Origin of the sequence: Algoriphagus sp. (assembly GCF_029254265.1) — a bacterium.
Classification (GTDB): Bacteria; Bacteroidota; Bacteroidia; order Cytophagales; family Cyclobacteriaceae; genus Algoriphagus.
Genome location: NZ_JAQWXX010000124.1, coordinates 1 through 23,713, shown reverse-complemented (window position 1 = coordinate 23,713; position 23,713 = coordinate 1). Strand labels below are relative to the sequence as shown.

The 23,713-nt window shown below is 39.4% G+C and carries 24 protein-coding genes and 1 other RNA gene; 16 read left to right on the top strand and 9 right to left on the bottom strand.

Annotation, left to right across the window (positions count from 1 at the left end; genetic code table 11):
- Window positions 1–26 precede the first annotated feature (26 nt).
- Window positions 27–1,274, top strand: coding sequence for a DUF349 domain-containing protein (locus P8O16_RS18770; protein WP_300317377.1), 1,248 nt, complete (start codon window positions 27–29; stop codon window positions 1,272–1,274).
- A 78-nt stretch (window positions 1,275–1,352) separates the two neighbouring features.
- Window positions 1,353–1,574, top strand: coding sequence for a DUF2795 domain-containing protein (locus P8O16_RS18765; protein ID WP_075349773.1), 222 nt, complete (start codon window positions 1,353–1,355; stop codon window positions 1,572–1,574).
- A gap of 32 nt (window positions 1,575–1,606) precedes the next feature.
- Here the strand turns inward: P8O16_RS18765 and P8O16_RS18760 are convergent, their stop codons facing one another.
- The 5 genes from P8O16_RS18760 to queA all read right to left on the bottom strand — a co-directional run bounded on the left by P8O16_RS18760 (window position 1,607) and on the right by queA (window position 6,164).
- Entirely contained in the window at window positions 1,607–2,338 is a 732-nt protein-coding gene (locus P8O16_RS18760) for a LytTR family transcriptional regulator DNA-binding domain-containing protein (RefSeq protein WP_300317373.1), read from the bottom strand.
- Complete coding sequence (locus P8O16_RS18755) at window positions 2,316–3,374, bottom strand: sensor histidine kinase (RefSeq protein WP_300317371.1); 1,059 nt, start codon at window positions 3,372–3,374, stop codon at window positions 2,316–2,318. The genes P8O16_RS18760 and P8O16_RS18755 overlap by 23 nt, the downstream gene beginning before the upstream one ends.
- A gap of 29 nt (window positions 3,375–3,403) precedes the next feature.
- Window positions 3,404–4,225 (bottom strand): DUF5668 domain-containing protein, encoded by an 822-nt coding sequence (locus tag P8O16_RS18750; RefSeq protein WP_300317368.1) that lies wholly within the window; start codon window positions 4,223–4,225, stop codon window positions 3,404–3,406.
- 134 nt (window positions 4,226–4,359) lie between these two features.
- The gene (locus P8O16_RS18745) at window positions 4,360–5,034 is read right to left on the bottom strand and encodes a 2-C-methyl-D-erythritol 4-phosphate cytidylyltransferase (RefSeq protein WP_300317365.1); all 675 of its coding nucleotides are present in this window, start codon (window positions 5,032–5,034) and stop codon (window positions 4,360–4,362) included.
- A gap of 80 nt (window positions 5,035–5,114) precedes the next feature.
- The gene (queA, locus tag P8O16_RS18740; RefSeq protein WP_300317362.1) at window positions 5,115–6,164 is read right to left on the bottom strand and encodes a tRNA preQ1(34) S-adenosylmethionine ribosyltransferase-isomerase QueA; all 1,050 of its coding nucleotides are present in this window, start codon (window positions 6,162–6,164) and stop codon (window positions 5,115–5,117) included.
- A 116-nt stretch (window positions 6,165–6,280) separates the two neighbouring features.
- Between queA and P8O16_RS18735 the strand changes: the two genes are divergently transcribed.
- Window positions 6,281–7,534: an ABC transporter permease gene (locus P8O16_RS18735; protein WP_300317359.1), complete on the top strand. Its 1,254-nt coding sequence runs from the start codon at window positions 6,281–6,283 to the stop codon at window positions 7,532–7,534.
- A gap of 43 nt (window positions 7,535–7,577) precedes the next feature.
- Here the strand turns inward: P8O16_RS18735 and recA are convergent, their stop codons facing one another.
- Window positions 7,578–8,612 (bottom strand): recombinase RecA, encoded by a 1,035-nt coding sequence (gene recA, locus P8O16_RS18730; protein ID WP_300317356.1) that lies wholly within the window; start codon window positions 8,610–8,612, stop codon window positions 7,578–7,580.
- Window positions 8,613–8,641: 29 nt separating this feature from the next.
- On the opposite strand from recA, the gene P8O16_RS18725 reads away from it, so the two are divergent.
- From P8O16_RS18725 to tsf, 8 genes are all read left to right on the top strand, one after another.
- Window positions 8,642–9,583 (top strand): DUF3108 domain-containing protein, encoded by a 942-nt coding sequence (locus P8O16_RS18725; protein WP_300317353.1) that lies wholly within the window; start codon window positions 8,642–8,644, stop codon window positions 9,581–9,583.
- A gap of 138 nt (window positions 9,584–9,721) precedes the next feature.
- The gene (locus P8O16_RS18720) at window positions 9,722–10,411 is read left to right on the top strand and encodes a response regulator transcription factor (protein WP_075349781.1); all 690 of its coding nucleotides are present in this window, start codon (window positions 9,722–9,724) and stop codon (window positions 10,409–10,411) included.
- 1 nt (window position 10,412) lies between these two features.
- Window positions 10,413–11,486 (top strand): ATP-binding protein, encoded by a 1,074-nt coding sequence (locus P8O16_RS18715; protein WP_300317348.1) that lies wholly within the window; start codon window positions 10,413–10,415, stop codon window positions 11,484–11,486.
- A 62-nt stretch (window positions 11,487–11,548) separates the two neighbouring features.
- On the top strand, window positions 11,549–12,259 hold the full coding sequence (locus tag P8O16_RS18710) for a pseudouridine synthase (protein WP_075349784.1): 711 nt from the start codon (window positions 11,549–11,551) through the stop codon (window positions 12,257–12,259).
- Between the two features lie 181 nt (window positions 12,260–12,440).
- Entirely contained in the window at window positions 12,441–12,884 is a 444-nt protein-coding gene (gene rplM / locus P8O16_RS18705; RefSeq protein ID WP_075349785.1) for a 50S ribosomal protein L13, read from the top strand.
- A gap of 11 nt (window positions 12,885–12,895) precedes the next feature.
- Window positions 12,896–13,282 (top strand): 30S ribosomal protein S9, encoded by a 387-nt coding sequence (gene rpsI, locus P8O16_RS18700; RefSeq protein WP_075349786.1) that lies wholly within the window; start codon window positions 12,896–12,898, stop codon window positions 13,280–13,282.
- A gap of 41 nt (window positions 13,283–13,323) precedes the next feature.
- Complete coding sequence (gene rpsB, locus P8O16_RS18695) at window positions 13,324–14,085, top strand: 30S ribosomal protein S2 (protein ID WP_075349787.1); 762 nt, start codon at window positions 13,324–13,326, stop codon at window positions 14,083–14,085.
- Between the two features lie 134 nt (window positions 14,086–14,219).
- Window positions 14,220–15,050, top strand: coding sequence for a translation elongation factor Ts (gene tsf / locus P8O16_RS18690; protein WP_300317339.1), 831 nt, complete (start codon window positions 14,220–14,222; stop codon window positions 15,048–15,050).
- Between the two features lie 77 nt (window positions 15,051–15,127).
- On the opposite strand, the gene P8O16_RS18685 is transcribed toward tsf, so the two are convergent.
- On the bottom strand, window positions 15,128–16,417 hold the full coding sequence (locus P8O16_RS18685; protein WP_300317337.1) for an aminopeptidase P family protein: 1,290 nt from the start codon (window positions 16,415–16,417) through the stop codon (window positions 15,128–15,130).
- Between the two features lie 119 nt (window positions 16,418–16,536).
- Between P8O16_RS18685 and P8O16_RS18680 the strand changes: the two genes are divergently transcribed.
- From P8O16_RS18680 to P8O16_RS18665, 4 genes are all read left to right on the top strand, one after another.
- Window positions 16,537–17,766 carry a pitrilysin family protein gene (locus tag P8O16_RS18680; protein WP_300317334.1) on the top strand — a complete coding sequence of 410 codons (1,230 nt, stop codon included), beginning with the start codon at window positions 16,537–16,539 and terminating at the stop codon, window positions 17,764–17,766.
- A gap of 1 nt (window position 17,767) precedes the next feature.
- Window positions 17,768–18,412 (top strand): O-methyltransferase, encoded by a 645-nt coding sequence (locus P8O16_RS18675; protein WP_300317331.1) that lies wholly within the window; start codon window positions 17,768–17,770, stop codon window positions 18,410–18,412.
- A gap of 65 nt (window positions 18,413–18,477) precedes the next feature.
- On the top strand, window positions 18,478–20,058 hold the full coding sequence (locus P8O16_RS18670; RefSeq protein WP_300317328.1) for a lytic transglycosylase domain-containing protein: 1,581 nt from the start codon (window positions 18,478–18,480) through the stop codon (window positions 20,056–20,058).
- A 25-nt stretch (window positions 20,059–20,083) separates the two neighbouring features.
- Complete coding sequence (locus P8O16_RS18665) at window positions 20,084–21,076, top strand: DUF3078 domain-containing protein (protein ID WP_300317325.1); 993 nt, start codon at window positions 20,084–20,086, stop codon at window positions 21,074–21,076.
- Here P8O16_RS18665 and P8O16_RS18660 read toward each other — a convergent pair.
- The gene (locus P8O16_RS18660; protein ID WP_300317323.1) at window positions 21,073–21,522 is read right to left on the bottom strand and encodes a hypothetical protein; all 450 of its coding nucleotides are present in this window, start codon (window positions 21,520–21,522) and stop codon (window positions 21,073–21,075) included. The genes P8O16_RS18665 and P8O16_RS18660 overlap by 4 nt on opposite strands.
- Window positions 21,523–21,647: 125 nt before the next feature.
- Window positions 21,648–22,793, bottom strand: coding sequence for a DNA polymerase III subunit gamma/tau (locus tag P8O16_RS18655; protein WP_300317320.1), 1,146 nt, complete (start codon window positions 22,791–22,793; stop codon window positions 21,648–21,650).
- A gap of 180 nt (window positions 22,794–22,973) precedes the next feature.
- Between P8O16_RS18655 and ssrA the strand changes: the two genes are divergently transcribed.
- Window positions 22,974–23,375: a transfer-messenger RNA gene (gene ssrA, locus P8O16_RS18650) on the top strand.
- The last annotated feature ends 338 nt before the right edge of the window (window positions 23,376–23,713 follow it).

Sequence of the window (23,713 nt, the reverse complement as noted above, 5' to 3'; positions counted from 1 at the left end):
GACCACCTAAACCCAATTGTAGCGAAATGGACCATCCTTATGGATATATCAAAGAGAAGAAAGTTTTTTTAAAGGGTTTTTTAGGGCAGGCGGATCGGCAGATAGGAGAAGTAAAAGAAGATGAGGCCTCCACACTAAAATACTTTGAGGCTCGGTTTGACCAACTCAAAGAGAAGGTTGAAAAATTAAAATCCGATATACAAGAAAACGAAAACAAGGGATCATTTCTGATGAAGTTGATTCACTTGAGAGATTCTTTGATGCAGGCTGATGCTTTGGGAGATTTTGTCCCATTAATCGAAGTACTTAACGACCAAGAATCGGCTTTGAATGAAATCATCCAAGCCAATCGCTCCAAAAACCTAGAGATTAAAGAAGCTTTAATACTTGAAGCTGAAGCTTTAAAAGACGATACAGATTGGAAAGAGACTACAGAAGCATTCAAAGACTTGAAATTGCGCTGGATCAAAACCGGTCCGGTGGAAAAAGAATTGCAGGAAGAAATCGAAAATAGGTTTGAATCGATCGTTCAGCACTTCTTCGAAAACAGAAGACATTTCTTCGAGGGATTAGCTTTACAGGCGGATGAAAACATCAAAGTCTATGAATCGCTAGTAGCGCAGGCCCGAGAAGCGCATGATCTCCCAGATGTAAAAATGGCTTTTGATATTTCCAAAAAGATCCAAAAACAATGGAAAGAATCCGGAAAAGTGCCTGCTGAAAGAAGGCAACCACTTTGGGATGAATTTTCCAAATTGAACAACCGGATTTTCTCTAAATACAAAAGAACTTTGAATCCTGGCCCAACCATGCATCCGAGGGAATTGATGCGGATAGTGGAAACCTTGACTGAAGAGATCAAGCAATTAGCAGGAAAGCCAACTTCTTATGAATTGATCGGTCGGGCCAAGGCAATACAGGAAGAATGGCGGAAGCTCCCCCAACGCAAACCTAAAGAGGCGAATTTGATTGTTCGATCTTTCCAGTTTTTCTCAGATATTGTATTCGAAAAAGCATTTTTGGAAAAGCTGGTTCATGGAAAATATGAGGATTGGGACCAAAAACCTCTAGAAGAACAGACTCAAATCAAAATTGCTTTGGTAAAAGATCTCCTTCGCAGAGATCAGACAGAATTGGAGGCGGCACAGGAGAATTCGGATAATTTCCGCGTTCAATCAGCTGATTTCGACATTATGATGAAGAAAAAACTTTTTAGCGTGAAGCGAAAAGTAGATGTAAAAAATTATATTTTGAAGCAACTTTCTTTTAATTAAGGAGTATAGGAAGAGATATTTAAAAAAAAAGATATTTTTGCACCCTTTAACAGCAAGAACTCTTTAAATCTGTAACATATGTATTGGACACTCGAATTAGCTTCTTACCTAGAAGATGCACCTTGGCCAGCCACTAAGGATGAATTATGCGATTATGCGATCCGATCAGGCGCACCTATGGAAGTGGTAGAAAACCTCCAGGAACTAGAAGATGATGGTGAACCTTATGAGACCATCGAAGAGATTTGGCCGGATTATCCTACCAAAGATGATTTCTTCTTCAACGAAGACGAATATTAATTGAAAGCCTCGGTCAACGGGGCTTTTTTGTTTTAAAGTCCAAGTACTTGTCTCAATCGTGAGTACCCTGTCTTGCTCACCGGTACTTGTGCTCCAGTTCGTAGTTTCACCAAATAAGTATCTCGCTCGTAGGGCTCTATTTTCGATATTTCATTGAGATTGAGCATAAATGATCGGTGTACCCTAGTGAATTTCAAAGGATCCAAGGCCTCTTCCAAAGACTTCATAGTCATTTTTTTAAGGTATTTCCCCGTTGCGGTATGGATGGAAATGTAATCGTCCTCTGCCTCAAAATATAGCACTTGGTGGGTTGGAATAATCTTAATTTCATTTTTTACCCGCACAACCAATCGGTCACTTTTTTCTGCCAGATTATTCACCCCTTCTTTTTGAGTCGACACTTCATTGGATTGAAAATGAATTAAAAATTTTTGAATCGCTTGAGCAAAACGAACTTTTGAAAACGGCTTGAGCAAATAATCTATTGCCATGGAGTCAAATGCCTTTACTGCATATTCATCAAACGCTGTAGTGAAAATTACTGCAGGCGGTTCATCCAATAGCTCCAACATTTCAAATCCTGTAATTTTCGGCATTTGAACATCCAGAAAAATTAAATCCGGCTGATGCTGTTGAATAGCCTTTAAGCCCTTAAACCCGTCCTGACAGACCTCTACAATCTGAAACTGGCTGAATTCCGACAAATATTCTTCAACCAAACTTGCCGCGAGTGGCTCATCGTCAATGATTAAGGTTTTGATCATTTCGCTGTGGGATTTTCAAATTTACAGTAAAGGTGGAATTCTGTTGGCTAGTTTCAAGTAAGTCTTTTCTTCCAAAAAGTAAAAATAAACGGCGCTCGATTGATGAAACTCCAAATCCAGTTCCTTTCGGAGCTGATGCTTCAGGATCAAAAGGATTGGAGATAGAGATATGTAGGTAATTCTGCTTCTTCTTCGCTGAAAACTGAATCAAGACCTCCTCAGTAACCCCGTAAAGGCCATATTTTATGGCATTTTCTAATAATGGCTGAATCAATAACTGAGGCAATTTCAAACTTTTTGCTTCGTCAGACAGTGAAAAATCCACTTCTAAGCGATGTCCAAATCGGACCTTTTCTATATCAAGGTATAAATACAAATAACTCAACTCCTCTTCTAAGGTAACCCACTTGGCAGAGTCCTTGCGAATGGTTCCCCTTAAGAATTCCGATAGCTGAAGTACCATCTCACGTGCTTTTTGAGGCTGAGAGATGACTAGTGCATTGATCGAATTAAGACTATTGAACAAAAAATGAGGCTGAAGTTGCTGTCTGAGTTCGGTCAGTTCGGCCTCTTTGGAAAGCTCATTCATCATCACTTCCCTATGCTGCACTTCTTCCTGTTGCTCCAGTTTTGAAATAACAATTGCAATTAAAGACACGAAAATTTCCGCCATAGCTAAAATAATCCAGCGTAAGTAAAAATGATCGTTTAGAAAATCCTGATAATCCAAATCCTCTTCAAATACCCAGGATAGTGCATATTTATGAATAAAAACAGCAATGAAACTCAATGCGATCGGAAGGATCAACAGTAGCCAATTATTCTCTCCCTTTGGAATGTAAAAACTAAAAATCCGATCTAAAACAAACACCCCACCTAAAAACCACAAAGAGAAAATCAAGGAATCAGCAATAGCAATTGAATATTCTATTCCATAAAAGCTAAGCAATAGAAAAGACCCAAGGAACCAGAGGAATCCGGCCCCTTGGATAATCCATTTTGCTTTGGAAGGATTTGAAAAAGCTCTTGCAAACAAGGTTGGTCAGTTTAGAGATTGGAATCTCGTTAATAAGATTTGATTTCCAAACCTCCAAAGAAGACTGTTCCTTTAATTAATAGCACCTTCTCTGGATCTACCTCTGTAATTCTAGAAAGGCGCTTGTCCTCTACCCCTGCGGCAATATTGCTGACTTCCACTCTCACGTCCCAATGCGGAGGAACAATTAATTTCATTCCACCAAAGATGACATCTACCTGCAAAGTAGCCATTCCGCTAAAATCTGCTTGGGTCAGATCTAAATCCACTCCTCCAAAAGCAGCAGTCAATTTTCCACCACTGAAATTCTTCGACATAACGCGCTTATTCACTCCGCTAAATACCGCATCAATATTCAGGCGATCAGAAAAAGTAGATCCTGATGTTCCAAAATTTGAAGTTGACTTTTCTGTTTGAGAATAGGACGATCCGGTGGGCTCTGAAGCAGGTTGATCAGAAAAGGAGTTGCTTTCAGATTTGATGCCGGATCGCATCTGTTTCTGTATATCATCCAGCACCTTGTTTTCTCGGTTTTTTTGGGTAATCAGATATAGTCCTAAAACGATCAGGATAATAGGGAAGAGGTAAATCTGTATTCCAAAATCGAAATCAAATTCTCGCTCAAATAAGAAATAAACACCTAGTGCCAGCATGATGCCTCCAAAAAAGCTTTTGAATTCATGCTTGATAAGGGTGAATGCGCCAATAGCTATTAAAACCATCGGCCAGGACAGGAGCCAATCCGGAAAGAAAAAGCCCAACTTTCTAAGGAGCAATAGAACGCCTATTGCGAGAATAATAAAGCCGAAAATAATTCCGCTGTCATTTTTTGATCTGCTATACTTTGCCATGAGTGTTTTATTAAGTTGATGGTCAAATGTAGCTCAGCCACCAATTTAGAGGAATCTACAATAGGCAAGTCTTCTCAAATAGTCGGTGAAAGTGACGAAAAAGTCGGTGAAAATGTAACGGGAAAATTCACCGACTAAGCTCTGGATGCTAAAAACTCTGCGTAATCCATGTCTTCAGGGGAAGTGATTTTGATGTTTTCAGGGTTTCCAGAAATCAAACTCACTTGCCAGCCTTGGTGCTCATAGACAGTGGCATCATCAGTGAATTGCTGAAGTTCAGCGACTTCAAATGCTTTTTTTATTTTTTCTACTTGAAAAGTCTGAGGAGTCTGCACCAATCTGAAATATTGGCGCTCCTGAAAAAAAGATTTGCCTTCATCAGTCAGCTTTCGTATCGAATCTTTAAGTGGAACAACAGCTATTGCACTTCCACTTATTGCAGCCTCTTCATAGCTCTTTCGAATGACGGATGGGCTGACAAAAGGTCGAACTCCATCATGAATAGCAACCAAGACTGTATCAGATTTCAGATTTAGCAAACCATTTCGCACCGATTGAAACCTGGAATTGCCACCAGCTACCATCCGATGGGGAATATCAAAATCATAGGCTAAGCATAAGTCCGCCCATAAAGCAAAATCTGGTTCAGGTAGAACCAAAATCAAATCAATAGTGGAATCCTCATTATAAAAGACGTCCAAAGTTCGCATCAAAATAGGTCTCCCTCCAACTGGCAAGTACTGCTTTGCGATGGTCCCACCCATCCGAGTACCCTTGCCTCCAGCGACCAATATTGCAGCCTTATTCATATCTATCAATTATCAATTCGATTGGAAAAATAGCGAGCTATTTAAAATAAAAAAAGCTCCAAAGTTTGGAGCTTTCAATATTAGAGGATGAGCATCGCATCTCCGTAGGAGAAGAAGCGGTACTTCTCTTTAATAGCTTCTTTGTAGGCCTTCATTATTAAGTCATATCCACCAAACGCCGCTGTAGTCATCAAAAGAGTTGACTCAGGTAAGTGAAAATTAGTAATCAAAGCATTAGCAATTTTAAAATCGTAAGGAGGGATTATGAATTTATCTGTCCATCCACTGCTAGCTTTTAATCTACCGTTTGCAGTTACAGAAGATTCAATCGTTTTAAGAGATGTTGTTCCCACTGACACAACCCTTTTTTTCTCATCCAGAGCTTTGTTCACCAATTCGACAGTAGTATCAGGAATAAAATAATTCTCTGAATCCATTTTATGCTTTGTCAAATCTTCTACATCTACTTGACGGAATGTTCCCAATCCCACATGAAGTGTAATAGGTGCTACCTCAACTCCTTTAAGTTCCAACCGCTTTAACAAATGCGGCGTAAAGTGAAGACCAGCAGTAGGTGCTGCGACAGCTCCAACATTCTTAGCAAATACAGTCTGATAGCGCTCCCTATCTTCTGCTTCTACTTTTCGTTCGATGAACTCCTTCAAGATTGGAGTCTCTCCAAGCGTATCAATAGTTTTATGAAACTCTTCGTCTGTCCCATCAAAAAGGAATCTGATTGTTCTACCTCTTGAAGTAGTATTATCGATCACTTCAGCAACAAGATCAGAATCTCCAAAATAAAGTTTGTTTCCGACTCTGATTTTCCGGGCTGGATCTACCAATACGTCCCAAAGTTTCAATTCAGGATTGAGTTCTCTTAATAGAAAAACTTCAATTTCTGCTCCCGTTTTCTCCTTGTTGCCGTACAACCTAGCAGGAAATACACGCGTGTCATTGGTAACAAACACATCTCCATCACCGAAATATTCTGTGATGTCTTTAAATACGCGATGCTCGATTAGACCTGTTTTCCGATGAACAACCATTAATCGAGATTCATCACGATTTGGAGAAGGGTGAAGGGCTATTAATTTCTTTGGTACTTCAAATTTGAAATCCGATAATTTCATAGAGATGTTTTAAATTTCTGAGTGATGTTAGAATTACTCTAAAAAATGCAAAGATAATAACAATAACGTCCAAAATCAGCTATCTTAACAAATTGTTTTAACCAACTATTCTAGGCATGCTCTTTTTCCAACTTACTTGGGAAAGTTTCAGGTTTGCACTTTCTGCCCTGAAATCCAATTTGACACGTACAATACTGTCCTTATTAGGGGTTACAGTGGGTATTTTCGCAATTATTGCAGTATTTACTCTTGTAGATTCACTGGAAAACAACATTCGTTCGTCATTTTCTTTCTTGGGGACAAACGTAATGAGGGTGGATCGATTTCCTTTTTCTAACGACGGCCCTCCACAGAATTTCCCTTGGTGGAAATATTTTCGTAGACCTCCTGGGACAGTAGCTGAGTACAAGTTTTTAGAAAAGAGGTTAACAACCGCTGAAGCTGTGACGATATCTGCCTCCGCAGGAACTATTATTAAAGCAGGCAGCAATGCTTATGAAGGCATGCAATTGACAGGAGTAATGTATTCCTATCAAGACGTGTTTGACGTAGCGATTGAAGAAGGCAGGTATTTCTCTCAGTCTGAAATCGATGCTGCCCGGAATTTCGCGATCATCGGAAGAAAAATAGCAAATACTTTATATCCCAATCAGACTGTAATAGGAAAAGAAGTCAAGATAAAAGGAATGAAATTTATCGTGATTGGAGTGTTTGAAGAAGAAGGAGAAGGGCTTTTCGATCTACCTTCTAAGGATGAAGCTTGTCTGATTCCTTATGGATCTTTTACAAAAATGTTCTATACCGGAAGAAATGGAATTGAACCTACAATATCCGTAAAAGGGCAAATAGAAGACGTCGGGTTAGTGGCCTTAGAAAATGAGATGACTGGTCTTTTACGTGCAAAAAGAGGACTTCGCCCTACTGAAGAAGATAATTTCGCCTTAAACAAAACTGAATTTATTCAAAATGCTATTGGCTCCATATTCGATGTGATATCAATCGCAGGCTGGGTGATTGGAGGATTTTCAATTTTGGTAGGCGGCTTTGGAATTGCCAATATTATGTTCGTATCTGTAAGAGAACGGACTAACATCATCGGTATACAGAAGTCACTAGGCGCTAAAAACTATTTCATCCTCTTTCAATTTCTATTTGAGGCAGTTTTTCTGAGTCTTATCGGAGGATCAACAGGGATTATTTTAGTGTTTTTCTTGAGTTTTATTCCTGTAGGCAGTTTGGATATAGTACTCTCTTTTAAAAATATTTTATTGGGATTAGGCGTCTCTTCAATAATTGGGGTTGTTTCAGGTATAGTTCCCGCGACGCTGGCAGCAAGGATGGATCCTGTAGAGGCGATTCGTACCACATAAAAAAAGGGGCAAAAGCCCCTTTTTTTATTTACAATAGGATTTATTATTCGATTTCTTCTTCGACTTTGGCTGCCCCTATGCTAGAAAGTCCAGAAGCCAATTTGATCTTTTTCTCTAGCTCTTCCATCAATTCTGGATTATCCAAAAGAAGAGTTTTTACCGACTCTCTTCCCTGTCCAAGTTTTTCACCATTATAGGAGAACCATGAGCCCGCTTTTTTAATGATTTCAAGCTCCACTCCAAGGTCAATTATTTCTCCTACCTTAGAAATCCCCTGACCGTAGATAATATCAAATTCTACCACTTTGAAAGGTGGTGCTACTTTGTTTTTCACAACTTTTACCTTAGTACGATTACCAAGAATATTATCTGCACTTTCCTTAATTTGGCCTATTCTTCGGATATCAAGGCGAACAGAAGCATAGAACTTTAAAGCGTTACCACCGGTGGTTGTCTCTGGGTTTCCAAACATCACTCCGATTTTCTCCCTCAACTGATTGATAAAAATGCATGAACAACCGGTCTTGTTGATTGCTCCCGTAAGTTTTCTCAGAGCCTGAGACATCAATCTTGCCTGAAGTCCCATCTTGCTATCTCCCATATCTCCTTCAAGCTCCCCTTTGGGTACCAAAGCTGCTACGGAATCAATCACAATAATATCTATGGCTCCAGATCTTATGAGGTGCTCAGCTATTTCCAATGCCTGCTCACCATTGTCTGGCTGGGAGATGAGAAGATTTTCAGTATCTATCCCAAGTTTTTCAGCATAACTTTTATCAAAAGCATGTTCCGCATCAATAAATGCAGCCATTCCTCCTGCTTTCTGGGCTTCAGCAATACAATGCAATGTAAGTGTTGTTTTACCTGAAGATTCCGGCCCATAAATCTCAATCACTCGACCTCTCGGGATTCCTCCTATACCCAAAGCAATATCCAGCCCTAAAGAACCGGTAGAAATTGCGGGGATATCTTGTACCTTATTGTCGCTTAGCTTCATTACAGTTCCTTTTCCATAAGTTTTTTCAAGCTTATCGATGGTTAACTGAAGCGCTTTCAATTTTTCTGCGTTATTACTCATGAGTTTTCGATTAAAGAATCAATATTTAGGTGAAATTAATTAAACAACAATTCCAAACCAAAGAAGTCAGAGCTATTGTTTTGGATGACCAAATTCGTAATTTTAATTGCCTTTTAGCACCCTTTTTCGTAATACCTCAAGATAAAACAGAAAATCGTCAGGTATTGTCAAAGAATTATATGCATCGATTCATCGCAACTCTTTTTCTTTTCACTTTTTTATTCTCCTTTCGATTATCAGCTCAAATAGCTGGCAAGAATACTGCCTTTACATTTGGTGAAGAATTGAATTTTGAGGTGTCCTATGGTTGGTTGGATTTGGCAGACGCAAAGCTTCAAATTTCTAGAAGACCTCATAATCATAACAATATTTCACATTACAAAATCGACGTCTTTGGTAAAACCAAAGGTGCAGCAACAATTTTCGGGAGAGTAAATGATAACTGGGGAACCATCCTTAACCCGCAAACTATGCTACCACATCAATCCTATCGGCACATTGAGGAAGGAAAATACCGAAAGCATGAGTTGGTATATTTTGATCAAAAGAATAAAAAGGCAAGTGTTGAACTCTATGACAAAGAAAACCGAAATCTCAAGGAAGTGAGAGAATACGACCTCAAAGGAGAGGTTCAGGATTTGGTGAGCGGTTTTTATTATTTAAGATCTTTAGACCTTTCCAATCTGAAACCAGGAGAGATAGTCATGATTCGTGGATTCTTCGACAAAGAAATATATAACATAAAATTAATCTACGAGGGAACTGAACAGATCAAAACGAATATTGGAGAGAAGGATACCTATATTTTTTCTCCAGAAATCCCTCCGAATAAACTTTTCAGAGGCAGCTATCCAGTAAAAGTGTGGGTAACCAAAGATCAGAATAAAATTCCTGTTAAAATCAAAGCAAATCTGTTTCTAGGCTCGTTGAATTTGGACATCATTTCTGCGAAAGGATTAAGAAACAATTAGATAACTTCTGGTTAACTTTTCATTAATAAAAATCAATTCTCAGGATTTTTTTATATTGATTCCTTAAAAGGCAAATTTTTATTTGGTTTCTATGCTTAAATATTCACTAATTTTAAGATAAATATTAAGAAATATAGAATGAGTGATAGTCAAAAAATCAAGGTTCTAGTCGTTGATGATGAGCCTGATATCGTCGAAATCCTGAAATACAACCTTCAAAAAGAAGGTTATGAAGTAGCTACTGCGGAAGATGGTATTAAAGCTGTAAAAACTGCTGCTAAATTTTTGCCAGATGTCATCTTATTAGACATTATGATGCCAAATCAAGACGGTGTAGAGACTTGTCTTCAGATTCGTCAAATGCCAGAACTCAAAAATACCTTTATAATTTTCCTCACTGCAAGGATGGAGGAATATTCAGAAGTAGCAGCATTTGATGTGGGAGCGGATGACTACATCACCAAGCCCATCAAACCTAGAGCTTTGATGAGTAGAATCTCGGCACTTTTCAGAAGAGAATCCAAAAAAGAACAAGAGCAGGTTCAGATCAAGATCAAAGACTTGATCATTGATAGAGGAAGCTACACCGTTGATCAGGCTGGAAAGACCATCACACTTCCAAAGAAAGAATTTGAACTACTTTATTTTCTGGCAAAAAACCCGAACATCGTCTATAGCAGAGATGAATTGCTCCAAAATATTTGGGGGGCAGATGTATTTGTCCTCGCCCGAACTGTAGATGTACATATTCGAAAAGTTCGAGAAAAGATAGGAGATGATTATATTACCACTGTAAAAGGTGTAGGATATAAATTCGAACTAGGATAAAATGCTTTCAAGTTCCAGAGGAATCTCATTCGTATTAGCATTAGCCACCTCCGCTTTGGTCGTGGCTTTTTTATCATTAATAGAGGAATCTACTTTAATCATCCTCCTAGTCGCATGGGGAGTTTCTTTCTCGTCAGCTTACATATTGATGTCATTCACGCTTGATTTTTTAGTGTTTAAGGAAATCGGTAACATCTATACCCTACTAGAAAAAATACAACGAAAAGATCTCTCTGAAATAAACGAAAAAGGAAAAAAAACTTCGATCTCTCCACTTCGCAAGATCAATAAAGTCATCAATTCCTACGCGATTGCCAGGCAAAAAGAAATTGAAACACTTCAGAAGAATGAAGAATTCCGAAGGGAATTTATCGCAGATATCTCACATGAATTGAAGACACCAATTTTTGCTACGCAGGGCTACATTCACACCTTGTTGGACGGAGCAATAGACGATAAAGCGGTACGAATGAGGTTTCTGAAGAGAGCTGCAAAAAGCCTAGACTCTCTTGATGTATTGGTCCAGGATCTACTGACTTTGAATCAAATGGAAAGTGGAGTGGTCAAATTCAACTTTACCGAGTTTGATCTCAAAGATCTTTTATTAGAAGTAATCGACCAATTGGAGCACAAAGCTTCCAAGCGGGATATGAAAATCAACTTTGAATATGAGGAAGGAAAAAACTATCTCACTACAGGAGATCGCCCTAAAATCTATCGAGTATGCCAAAATCTGATAGTTAATGCGGTCAAATACAACGATGAGAAAGGAGAAGTTCATGTAACCTTGAAACTCCATAAAAACAGCATTCAGTTAGATATCAAAGACGACGGTCCAGGAATTCCTCCTGAAGATATCAAGCGGATTTTTGAGCGATTCTATCGGGTGGAGAAAAGTAGATCCAAGGAAAAGGGAGGCACAGGCTTGGGACTGGCAATCGTCAAACATATTCTGGAAGGACATAAAAGCAAGATTTCCGTCACTTCAACGCTGGGAAAAGGTTCGATTTTTAGTTTTTCACTGCCATTGGTGAAAAAAAATATTCCAGAAGAGAAATTGAAATCAATTACCTAAAAGAAATACCCAAAGTTTTTTTCCCTACATTTGCACCCTCTTTAAAAGAGGCAGGAGAATCCATGAAGAAAGTAGATTTTGAAAAACTCATTCTGTTTGAAAATGAGGATTACCTGGTGATCAACAAGCCGCCCTATCTGTCAAGCTTAGACGACAGGCATGAGGCGCAGAATATTCTGGACTTAGCCAAGGCACACACCACCGATTCTCAACTGTGCCATAGATTGGATAAGGAAACCTCAGGATGTCTGGTGATCGCTAAGAATCCAGTCGCTTACAGGCATTTGGCGATGCAGTTTGAAAGCAGAAAAGTAGACAAAGTCTATCATGCAGTAGTCGAGGGGATCAAGGAATTCAAAGATGAATTGGTCAACCGAAACCTACTTGCAAACAATAAAGGGATAGCAAAAGTCAGTAAAGAGGGAAAGCCAGCACAAACGATCTTCAATACCTTGAAGACCTATTATGCACACACACTAGTCGAATGTAAGCCTATCACAGGGCGATTGCATCAGATTCGTGTTCACCTGGCCTATCTCAAGTCTCCGATATGCGGAGACACTTTATATGGTGGCAACCCCTTATACCTTTCTTCACTCAAGCGCCGCTTTAATCTCAAGAAAGATACCGAGGAGCAACCGATCATGCAGCGCGTATCATTGCATGCTTATTCGATAGGTTTTCAAGGTGTAGATGGAAAGGAAATAAAAGTTCTGGCCCCCTACCCCAAAGATTTCCAGGTTTTAGTGAATCAGCTTGAAAAAACGAGTTAATCATTAGAATTAAAAAAAATAAGTAGGAATGGAGACGCTAAAGCGCATTTTAGGGCTAAAGCCGTGAAAATTAGGCTTTAGTATTGGAAATATTTTGGATGAAAAACAAAATACTTCTATCTTTGTGTCCCTTTTTGAGGGTGAAATAAATTTAACAAGCTAAAAATTAAACAGTTACACAGTGGATACTTTGAGCTATAAGACCGTTTCAGCCAACACCGCAACTGTAGATAAGCATTGGGTTATTGTGGATGCCCAAGCTGCAGTTTTAGGTAGATTGGCTAGTGAGGTAGCGAAAATCTTAAGAGGGAAAACGAAGCCGAGCTTCACCCCACACGTAGATTGTGGTGACAATGTCATCATAATCAACTCCGACAAAATCAGGCTAACTGGTGACAAGTGGAACTCCAAAGTATATGTGAGACACACAGGTTACCCAGGTGGACAGCGAATCTCTACCCCAAAATTATTGAAGCAGAAATCTTCAACAATCTTGATCGAGAAAGCTGTAAGAGGCATGTTGCCTAAAAACAGATTGGGAAGAAAATTATACGGCAATTTGTACGTGTATGAAGGATCTGAACATCCTCATGCAGCACAACAGCCTAAATCTATCACGCTTTAATCGTCTATTTAATGGAAATCATTAACAAAATCGGTAGAAGAAAAACCTCTGTAGCCAGAATTTACATGTCTCCAGGAAAAGGTGAAATCACCGTTAACAATAGATCATTGGAAGTTTACTTCCCATTTGATTTGCACCAGATTGTAGTAAAGCAGCCACTAGCGCTAGTGGGTGTGGATGGCAATTACGATATCAAAATCAATGTAGACGGAGGAGGAAGTACTGGTCAAGCGGAAGCTGCCCGTATGGCAATCTCAAGAGCATTGTGCGAGTTCGATATCGAGCATAGAGGTCCTTTGAAGAAAGAAGGATTCTTGACTCGTGATCCAAGAATGGTAGAACGTAAGAAGCCAGGACGTAGAAAAGCAAGAAGGAAATTCCAGTTCTCTAAGCGTTAATTCGGGATTTTACTCTTTTATATCAGAAAAAATATTTATTCATGGCCAAAATAGAATACAAAGACTTACTAGATGCTGGTGTCCACTTTGGACACTTGACGAGAAAGTGGGATCCAAGAATGTCTCCTTATATTTTCATGGAGAAGAATGGTATCCACATTATCGATCTTAACAAAACGCTTGCTTGCCTCGACGAAGCATCTAACGCAATCAAGCAAATCGTACGCTCCGGCAAAAAGGTGATGTTCGTCGCCACTAAAAAGCAAGCTAAAGATCTTGTAGCTGCAGAAGCTAAAAGATTAAACATGCCTTACGTAACTGAAAGATGGTTAGGTGGTATGTTGACTAACTTCGCTACTATCCGTAAGTCATTGAAGAAAATGTCTTCATTGGATAAGTTGATGGTGGAGGATGCTTACAAGAACCTTGCAAAGAAAGAGCGTTTGATGGTTTCCCGTCAGAAGGAAAAAATGGAATCAGTTTTGGGCGGTATCGCTGACCTTAGCAGACTTCCAGCTGCACTATTCGTAGTAGACATCAAAAGAGAACACATCGCAATCGCTGAAGCACAAAAGCTTGGTATCCCTGTTTTCGCATTAGTAGATACAAACTCCAACCCAAATGAGGTGGATTTCCCTATCCCAGCTAATGACGATGCATTCAAGTCAGTTTCTTTACTAGTAAAAGCGTTCGGCGAAGCTATCGAAGAAGGTCTTTCTGAGCGAAAGAGAGACAAAGAAGATGCTAAACTTTCTGAAGAGGAAGAAGCAAAGAAAGCTGTTGACGCGGATACAAAAGAATAATCCACAAATGATTTAATATAAAAAAATTGAACATCAGGTTTAGGCCGATGTTCAATTTTTTGTTTTAATCGATTCTCTGAAACCTGAGGGTTTCTCTAAAAATAATTTTACCGTTTAATCAAACTGATACTACAATGGCAATTACTGCACAAGAAGTAAACAAACTGAGACAAATGACCGGTGCCGGCATGATGGATTGCAAAAAAGCTCTAACTGAGGCTGAAGGCGATTTCGAAAAAGCGGTAGATATCCTTCGTAAAAAAGGTCAAAAAGTATCTGCATCTAGAGCAGACAGAGAGACCAAAGAAGGTGTCGCGGTAGCAAAAGTTGTCAACAATGGAACAAAAGGAATTCTTCTTACTTTGACTTGCGAAACTGATTTCGTAGCTAAGAATGAAGAATTTGGAGCATTTGCAAATACTTTGCTAGACCTAGCAGTAGAAAAAGGAGCAACTTCAATCGAAGGTATCCTTGCGTTACCTTTTGATTCAATCACAGTAGCTGAAAAAATTACTGAAATGACTGGTAAGATCGGTGAGAAGCTTGAAATCTCTCATTTTGAGATCGTTGAAGCTGAGTCTGTAGTTTCTTACATCCACTCTAATGGTAAACTAGGTGTATTGGTAGGTCTTACTAATACTTCTGGAACTGACGTAGAAGAGGCTGGGAAAGATGTAGCGATGCAAATTGCTGCGATGAATCCAGTTGCTTTGGACAAAGACGGCGTAGATGCCTCTATGGTAGAGCGTGAGATCGAAGTAGGAAAAGAGCAAGCAAGAGCTGAAGGCAAGCCTGAAGAAATGCTAGAGAAAATCGCTATGGGCAAATTGGCTAAGTTCTACAAAGAGAATACTTTGTTGAGCCAGTCTTTTGTAAAAGACAACAACAAAACGATCGCTCAGTACCTTGACAGCGTAAGCAAAGGAATGACTGTATCTGCATTCAAAAGAGTATCTATCGGATAATCTGAATCAGATTCTAATACTAAAAAGCCCTTTCAATTGATTTTGAAAGGGCTTTTCTATTTTACCAAAAAAGAGGATTAGGAATTCATGAGCGTCTCAATCTCCTCCGCTTCTACTGGAATATTACCCATCAAATCCAAATATCCATTTTCCTGAACCACAATATCATTTTCAAGTCTTACTCCGAATCCTTCTGCAGGAATGTAAATCCCAGGCTCTACGGTAAAAACCATCCCAGCTTTGATCGGGAAATGCATCGTGCCCACATCATGTACATCCAAACCTAAATGATGAGAAGTCCCATGCATGAAATACTTTTTATATGCTGGCCAATTCGGGTTCTGATTTTTGATATCCGTTTGATCAATTAGTCCCAATCCTACCAATTCGCTTTGCATGATCAAGCCAACCTCTTTGTGATAATCTTGGATAGTCACACCCGGCGTAAGCATCGCAGAGGCTTGATTCTTTACACGTAGGACAGCATCATACACCGCACGTTGTCTTGGATTGAATCTACCATTCACCGGAATAGTTCGGGTCATATCTGCATTGTAATTGCCATATTCAGCACCTACATCCAAGAGTAAAAGCTCACCGTCGAGACATGCTTTCTTGTTCTCAATATAATGCAACACACAAGCTGAAGCTCCTGATGCAATGATCGGTTCATAGGCAAATCCTTTACTTCGGTTCCGCACAAACTCATGCAGAAATTCTGCCTCAATCTCATATTCGGTAACACCAGGTTTCACAAAAGACAATATTCGTCTGAATCCTTTCTCGGTGATATCACAAGCAATTTGAAGCTGATCGATTTCTTCTTGCTCTTTTACTCCTCGCAACTCATGCATGATTGGAGCGATTCGCTCATATTCATGAAGGGGATACTTTTCTTTACATGTTTTGATAAAGCGCGCGTCCCTTGTTTCCACATGAACCCCTGCACGTAAATGCTCATTGGTGTTCAGATAGATATTTTTGGAAAGTGACATTACTGTATTAAACACCAAATCAAAATCTGCTAACCACTTAATATTTTGAATCCCTGAAGTTGCTTCAGCCTCTTCTTTGGTGTACTTATGGCCTTCCCAAACGGCAATATGCTCATTGGTCTCTCTGAGAAAAAGTACCTCCCGCATGGCAGGTACCGGGCAATCCGGCGCCAATAAAAGAATGGTCTCCTCCTGATCAATACCACATAGGTAAAACAAATCGTTGTTTTGTCTAAAACGCATCGTGCCATCAGCATTAGTTGGCATGATATCATTGGAATTCAAAATTCCAACACTATTGGATTTGAGTTTAGAAATTAACTTTTTCCGATTTCTCTGATAAAGTTCTTTTGGGAGTGGGGTATACTTCATGTAGGATTTTGATTTATCTGGCAGGAATTTACAAAAATCTCCTTCAAAAGGCAGTAAAAACAAACCTAAAACCAACTAGTTGCTTTAATTTGTACTTTGCCGAAAGAGGTAGCATACGCATGAATTTAAGCATAAAGGAATTAGCCAACGGAATTCGAATTGTCCATCAAGAAGTTACGCATACGCGATTGGTTCATTGTGGATTTATCCTAAATATTGGAAGCAGAGATGAAACCAAAGAGCAGGAAGGGTTAGCTCATTTCTGGGAGCACATGGCATTCAAAGGCACCAAAAAACGGAAGACTTTCCATATTCTCAATCGACTCGAATCACTCGGTGGTGAATTGAACGCCTACACTACTAAAGAGAAAATTTGTTTTTACGCCTCCACTTTAAAGGAACATTATAATAAATCTGCTGAGTTGCTATTTGACATCACATTTAATAGCACCTTTCCCGAAAAACAAATAGAAAATGAGCGCCAGGTTATTTTGGAAGAAATGGCAATGTACCGGGATTCTCCTGATGATTCCATTCAGGATGAATTGGACGAATTGGTATTTGAGAATCATGCACTGGGAAGGAATATCTTAGGAACAGAAGCTACGGTTTCAAGTTTTACTCAATTAGATTTTTTTGATTTTATCTCCACTCACCTAGATACTTCAGAGATTATTTTTTCAGTAGTTGGAAATATTTCTTTCAAGAATGCCCTAAAGGCAATCGAAGGCGATCTTGCACAAATTCAACCAAAACGAAGTTTGTATGTAAGAAGTGAATTTCACAACTATACTCCGAAAGATAAAACTGTGGAGCGGGACGTGACCCAATCACTCTGTGCAATTGGCCGACCTGCCTTTTCGCTTCATAATTCAAATCGATATAAACTGTTTTTGCTTAATAATATCTTGGGAGGCCCCAGCATGAACAGCAGATTAAATCTGATGCTTCGTGAAAAACATGGTTTGGTATATAGCATAGAATCCAGTTATCACCCTTTTTCAGATACGGGATTCTTTGGAATTTACTTCGGAACCGAGAACAAGACTTTAAAGAAAGCCAAAAACCTCGTTTTGAATGAAATGAAGAGATTACAAACTGTGAAACTGGGAACAGTTCAACTTCACATGGCAAAAGAGCAAGCCATTGGCCAGATGGCAATGGCTGAGGAAAACTACTCGGGGCTGATGCTAGTATATGGAAAAAGCCTGCTCGATCATGGCAAGGTAGATTCCCTGGAGTCAATTTTCAATCAAATCAGATCGACCACAGCCGAAGACATACTAGAAATCGCCAATGAAATCTTTAATCCCTCAGAACTGACTTTTCTGACTTATAAGCCTTCCTAACATGGAATTTATTGACCCAGCCCTATTGAATTATTGTGAAAAGCACACTTCAAATGAAGATGCGTTGCTTCAAAAAATCACCCGCGAAACACGAGCCAAGGTATTAATGCCTCGGATGATTTCGGGTCATCTGCAGGGAAAAATGCTAGAACTTTTTACTAAAATGCTTAATCCAAAAACCATTTTAGAAATAGGTACCTATACTGGATACTCGGGAATCTGCATGGCTAGAGGTTTGTCGAAAGACGGAACATTGATCACCCTTGACATCAATGATGAACTGGAGAAAATGGTCAGAGAATTTTTTGAAGAAAGTGGACTCGCCGATCAAATCGATTATAGACTTGGAAATGCACTAGACATCATACCCGAATTACCAGGGCCTTTTGATTTGGTTTTTATCGATGCAGACAAATTCAACTATGATAAATACTTTGATTTGGTGATCGATAAAGTAAGTTCCGGAGGGATCATAATGGCAGACAACGTGCTTTGGTCTGGCAAAATATTGGTAGAAGAAGGAAAAAAAATTGATAAGGATACACAGGCAATACTTGATTTTAACACTAAAATACAGGAAGATCCTCGTGTAGAAAATGTCCTCCTTCCGATCCGGGATGGCGTGATGATGGCAAGAAAAATCTAAGTCTACTAAAAAGGGAATCATTTTTGCTAAAACATGGCTGAAACGTAAGTGAAAGCCTTTTTCATATGAACTTATCCCGACTATATTATTCTATCTTCATTATCAACTTGTTTTTTATTTCAACCGCATTTGGGCAAATCCCTCAAGTGCCGGCTGAAATCGAATTTGCTGACTTAATAGTTCGAATTAACCCACAAGCTAGACGAGAAATCCAACTTGACGTGGATGCTCAATACAGAAACCCCAATTACTTTAAAGTCAAGCAAGAGCGGGTAAATCTCTACATGCCAATAATTGAGCGCGAGTTAGCATCGGTTGGAGTCCCTTTAGATTTAAAATATTTGGTGATTCAGGAAAGTAGTTTGATCGGAAATGCAGTTTCTACTTCAAATGCAGTAGGTTTTTGGCAATTCAAGCAGGGAACTGCGGAGGAAGTTTTTCTACGTGTAGACAATCAGATCGATGAGCGACAGAACATAGTTTCTTCCACTAGGGGCGCAGCACTATATCTTCAAAAGCATAATAACACATTTGACAATTGGATGTGTGCATTGGTTTCTTACCAAATGGGATTGGGCGGTGCAAAAGCCTATTTTGGCACCCAATACAACGGAAAAAGAGTTGTGGATATTGACCGTAATAGCCATTGGTATTTTAAGAAATTTTTAGCCCACAAAATAGCTTTTGAAAATCAAATCGGAGTTTTTGCAAGTAATTCCAATCAGCAACTAATTGAAGTCAAAGTCCAGGGACCTACAACATTAGCAGCTCTGGCAAAAAAGTATGGCGTTTCTGAAAATCATTTAGAGGAATACAATACTTGGGCAAAAAACGGAAAAATCCCTGGGGATAAAAGTTATTCTTTGGTATTTATCAAGCAAGGTGAACTTCCTGTACAAGAAGCGATTGTCCAGCAACCTACCCCTCAGAAAAGTCAAAATTATACAGCTGACAAAAACAGCCCTGCCTACAAGCGAGCAAATTCCTATCCTAAAGTAGCAGGAAACACTACCAAAGCTTCAGAGCCAGATCAAATTACAGTCAATGATCTAGATGGCGTTCAAGCCCCTAAATCTACTTCACAGACTAAGTTCACTGATCAAATTGGCATCAAGGAGAAAAAATTCCGAAGGCTGAATGACCTTGAGGAAGAGGCTCCTATTGAGGCAGGGAAATACTATTATACTGAAAAGAAAAAGGCCAGAGCGGAAGTAGAGACACATATCGTACAACCAGGAGAGACTCTCTGGAGTATTTCTCAAAAATATGGAATCAAACTTTCTTCACTTAAATCAAAAAACAGAATACGTAGAGACAATGAGCTTAAAGTCGGTATGGTGCTAAATCTACAAGAGTCCAGAAAACGAGGTGAGGAAATCCAAATTATCCCTATCTCGACTCCTAAGGTTCAAAATACGGTGGTCGCTCAAGCACCGGTAAGAAAAGAGGCAGTAGTGCAACAATCACCTGCCACAGATTCAAAATCCACTGCTAGTCAAATCACCCACACGGTTTCTGCCGGTGAAACTGTATTTGCAATAAGTAAACGATACGGAGTGACAATGGATCAGCTTAAAAACTGGAATAAAATAGGTAGCCAAAACATCATTTCTGTAGGTCAAAAATTAGTTATTTTCAGACCTTAATTTTCAATTTCCCAATCGTTTTCGGATGTATAAGTATTCTTTCCTTTTTGGGATCTTAATGGTTTTTCTTAGCCATGTCACTATGGCTCAAGACCGAATCATTATCCCTGATACCGTTTTGATAAATGGGGATACGCTCTTGATGCTGGGAGATTCACTGATCCTCGAAGAGCCTATTAAAGAGATTTTCTGGAAAACAGGTGGAAATTATAACCTAAACATTCAACAAGTAACCCTCTCCAATTGGGCAGCGGGGGGTGCAAGTACACTTGCATTGAACTCAGGACTCTCACTTTTTGCCAACTACAAAAAAGACAAAAAGGTCTGGGATACCCAGTTAAATATTAACCTCGGTTTTAACAGACAGGGAAACCGAAACTTCGAAACCAGAAAAACAAACGATAATTTTCAGTTCGTAAGTAACTATGGACGTGAGCTTTCGGAGTTTTTCTATCTTTCAACCCAGCTGGATGCGAGGACTCAACTTTTAGCTGGATACAAGTATTCCCGACCAGCGGGAAGTGATTTAGAGACTCGAACCAAGATTTCAGATTTGCTTTCTCCCGGGTATGTGCAATCCTCAACGGGTTTGAACTATCGAAAAACATATAAAGACAAAAGTAGAATTTCAATTATCCTTTCGCCTTTCACGGGAAGATTTACGATTGTGATGAATGACTCTCTCAGTCAGGCGGGAGCTTTTGGGGTCGAAAAAGGTGAAAATGTACGTGCTGAGGCGGGAGTTTCAATAGCCGCTTCGGTTACCGATATCCGCTTGATGGAAAATGTGACTTGGAAGTCTGATATCAATCTTTTCTCAAATTATGAACGATTTGGAAACATGGTGGTCAATTTCAATTCAGTTATCAGAATGAAAGTGAATCGCTTTATTTCAACACGTATCGAAACTGTAATTATTTACGATGAGGAAGTTTTCATTAAGCAAGACGACGGTAGTTCCAAACAAGCGGTACAGCTACAGAATCTGGTCAATTTTGGAATTTCTTTGGATTTTTAGAAATCAGTTTCAAGCCCAAAGCGCTTTTGAAATTCCCCTAATGCGGGATGTAGCTCTTTCAAGCGTTGAAGCTTGTCTGAATCCGTATAGTAGACTTTTACTTTCTCCTCCAAATCATCTCGAGATTCCACGACAATTGGACATCTTCCCACTCCAGTTTTCTCCCGAATAATACTGACCAGTTCAGGCTTCATCTTTTGCGCTAGCTCATCTTGCACATGGCCCACGACATGAAGAATCACTTGATTGTCTTTGACATGAATAGTCTGAAGGATAGCAAGCTCCATATTTTTATCATGGGCTTTGAAATGCGCCAAAATCTCAGGAAGTGCTTGATCGAGAATTTCTGAAGTAAGCTTTTTGTCTGAGTTTACTTCAATTACTTCCTTCTTCTCTTGGGTAGCCAAAAGCGATTGACTTTCTGCCTCCGATTTTTTCTCCTCCATCAATTTCTTGGTGTGGAGAATATTTTTAGGAATAGAAATAGTCCGCTGTATAGGACTTGAAGACTTGGAAGGTGGAGAAACTACTTCTTCTTGGACAGTTGGGATTGGAGCAGAACTCTCCTCACTCAGATTTTTTTTTTTGTGTCCTCAGCCGAAACCATTGCCAAACTAAAAGCCCGAGAAAGTTTGGAGATTTTCATCAAGGCAAGTTCAACGTGTAGACGCTGATTTTTGCTAGTCTTGTAATTGATATCGCACTGGTTAGCGATGTTCAAAGCAGAAAGTAAAAATGAAACGGAAGCCGATTGGCACTGCTCCAAGTATTTTTGTCTGGTCGAGTCAGAAACTTCCACCAAATCAATGGTAGCGGGATCCTTTGCCACCAAAAGATCTCTCAGGTGCTCACACAGCCCCACAATGAAATTATGACCATCAAACCCTTTTTTTAAGATCTCATCGAAAGTCAGAAGTACCGCAGACAAATCTTCCTTGAGGAAACTATCTACTACCCTGAAATAGTAATCGTAATCAAGAATATGAAGATTGTTGATGGTCTCTTGATAGGTGACTTTTTTTCCGGCGGAATAGGTGACAATCAAGTCAAAAATAGAAAGTGCATCACGAAGTGCACCATCGGCTTTTGTAGCAATCAATCGAAGGGCTTCTTCTTCATAATCTACCTTCTCCTTTTTCGCGATACCTTCTAAATGGTCAGCAATATGCTTTACCTGAATTCGATTGAAGTCAAAAATCTGACAGCGTGAAAGAATGGTAGGGAGGATCTTATGTTTTTCTGTAGTAGCCAAGATAAAGATGGCATACTTAGGAGGCTCTTCCAGTGTTTTCAGAAATGCATTAAATGCATTTGCCGAAAGCATGTGCACCTCATCAATAATATAGACTTTGTAATCTCCTTTTTGAGGAGCATATCGTACTTGATCTACTAGATTTCGGATATCGTCTACTGAGTTATTGGAAGCTGCATCGAGCTCATATATATTAAATGAGCTATTATTTTGGAAGGAAACGCAGGAGTCGCAATTGCCACAGGCTTCAAAATCCGCCTGCAGATTTTCACAGTTGATTGTCTTAGCGAGGATTCTGGCACAGGTTGTTTTGCCCACACCTCTTGGACCACAAAACAGAAATGCTTGAGCTAAGTGCTTGTTTTTGATTGCATTCTGTAGCGTGGTAGTGATATGCTGTTGACCCACGACACTTTTAAAGTCCGCAGGTCTGTATTTCCTTGCCGAAACGACGAAATTTTCCATCGCTGCAAGATATAAAAAACTCAATATTCAGAGAGGACTTTGAAGACTATTCTGATATATTTTAGCGTAATAGACTGACAAACAATCGAATGAAAATTCAAAGATTTTAGAATTTTTTTACTGAACACAGATATGAGCTATGGAACCAAAAATCCCTTACTTTTGTCATCCTAACAAAATGGGGCTGACCGGTATTGACAGTAAGTGTAAAGATCGGGCTCGCATGCAGGCTGGAGTATGTACGGCCTTAAAAGATTCATACGAACCATAAATGGCGAAAATACTTACGCCATGGCTGCTTAATCTAGCCTTTTAGGATAGATTGCTTAAAGGGTTGAGTCACAATAGTGATTCCCCGGCCACATCTCGCCATCCGTTGTCTGATCCGGGTGGATCTGAGGTGTCGACTTGATCGGGCTGCTGCTTGTGATGCTATTAGGCAAGCTTAAGATTTAGTAGCTAAGTCGAACTGAGGTGTGTCACCCAGCATAGGTCGATCGAAAACCCAACAGGTGACTAAGCATGTAGACGGTATGCTGTTTCCTTATCTGGACGCGAGTTCGAATCTCGCCAGCTCCACAAAAAAACTCTCGGGATTTTCTGAGAGTTTTTTATTTAGTGAAAACTTAATAAAACCTAGAAGTCAACCACTTGCCATGACTATTAGTTAAAATTCGGGATTTACGTTTTATTAAAACCAATCATGGATAATTAATTTCTTAATAAACTTTTAATTTCCATTTTGATAAAAAAAACATTCTAATTCAAACAATTCTATAACGCAATTGATTACCTATTAGATTTTTATGTATATCCGCAAAGATGCCAGTAGCCAAATAAGTTAGAAGTGACAGCCAGTGACAATCGCTTTCTTGCGATCTTAACGGGTACTAAATTAGGTCAAAATAAACGGTTTTGAC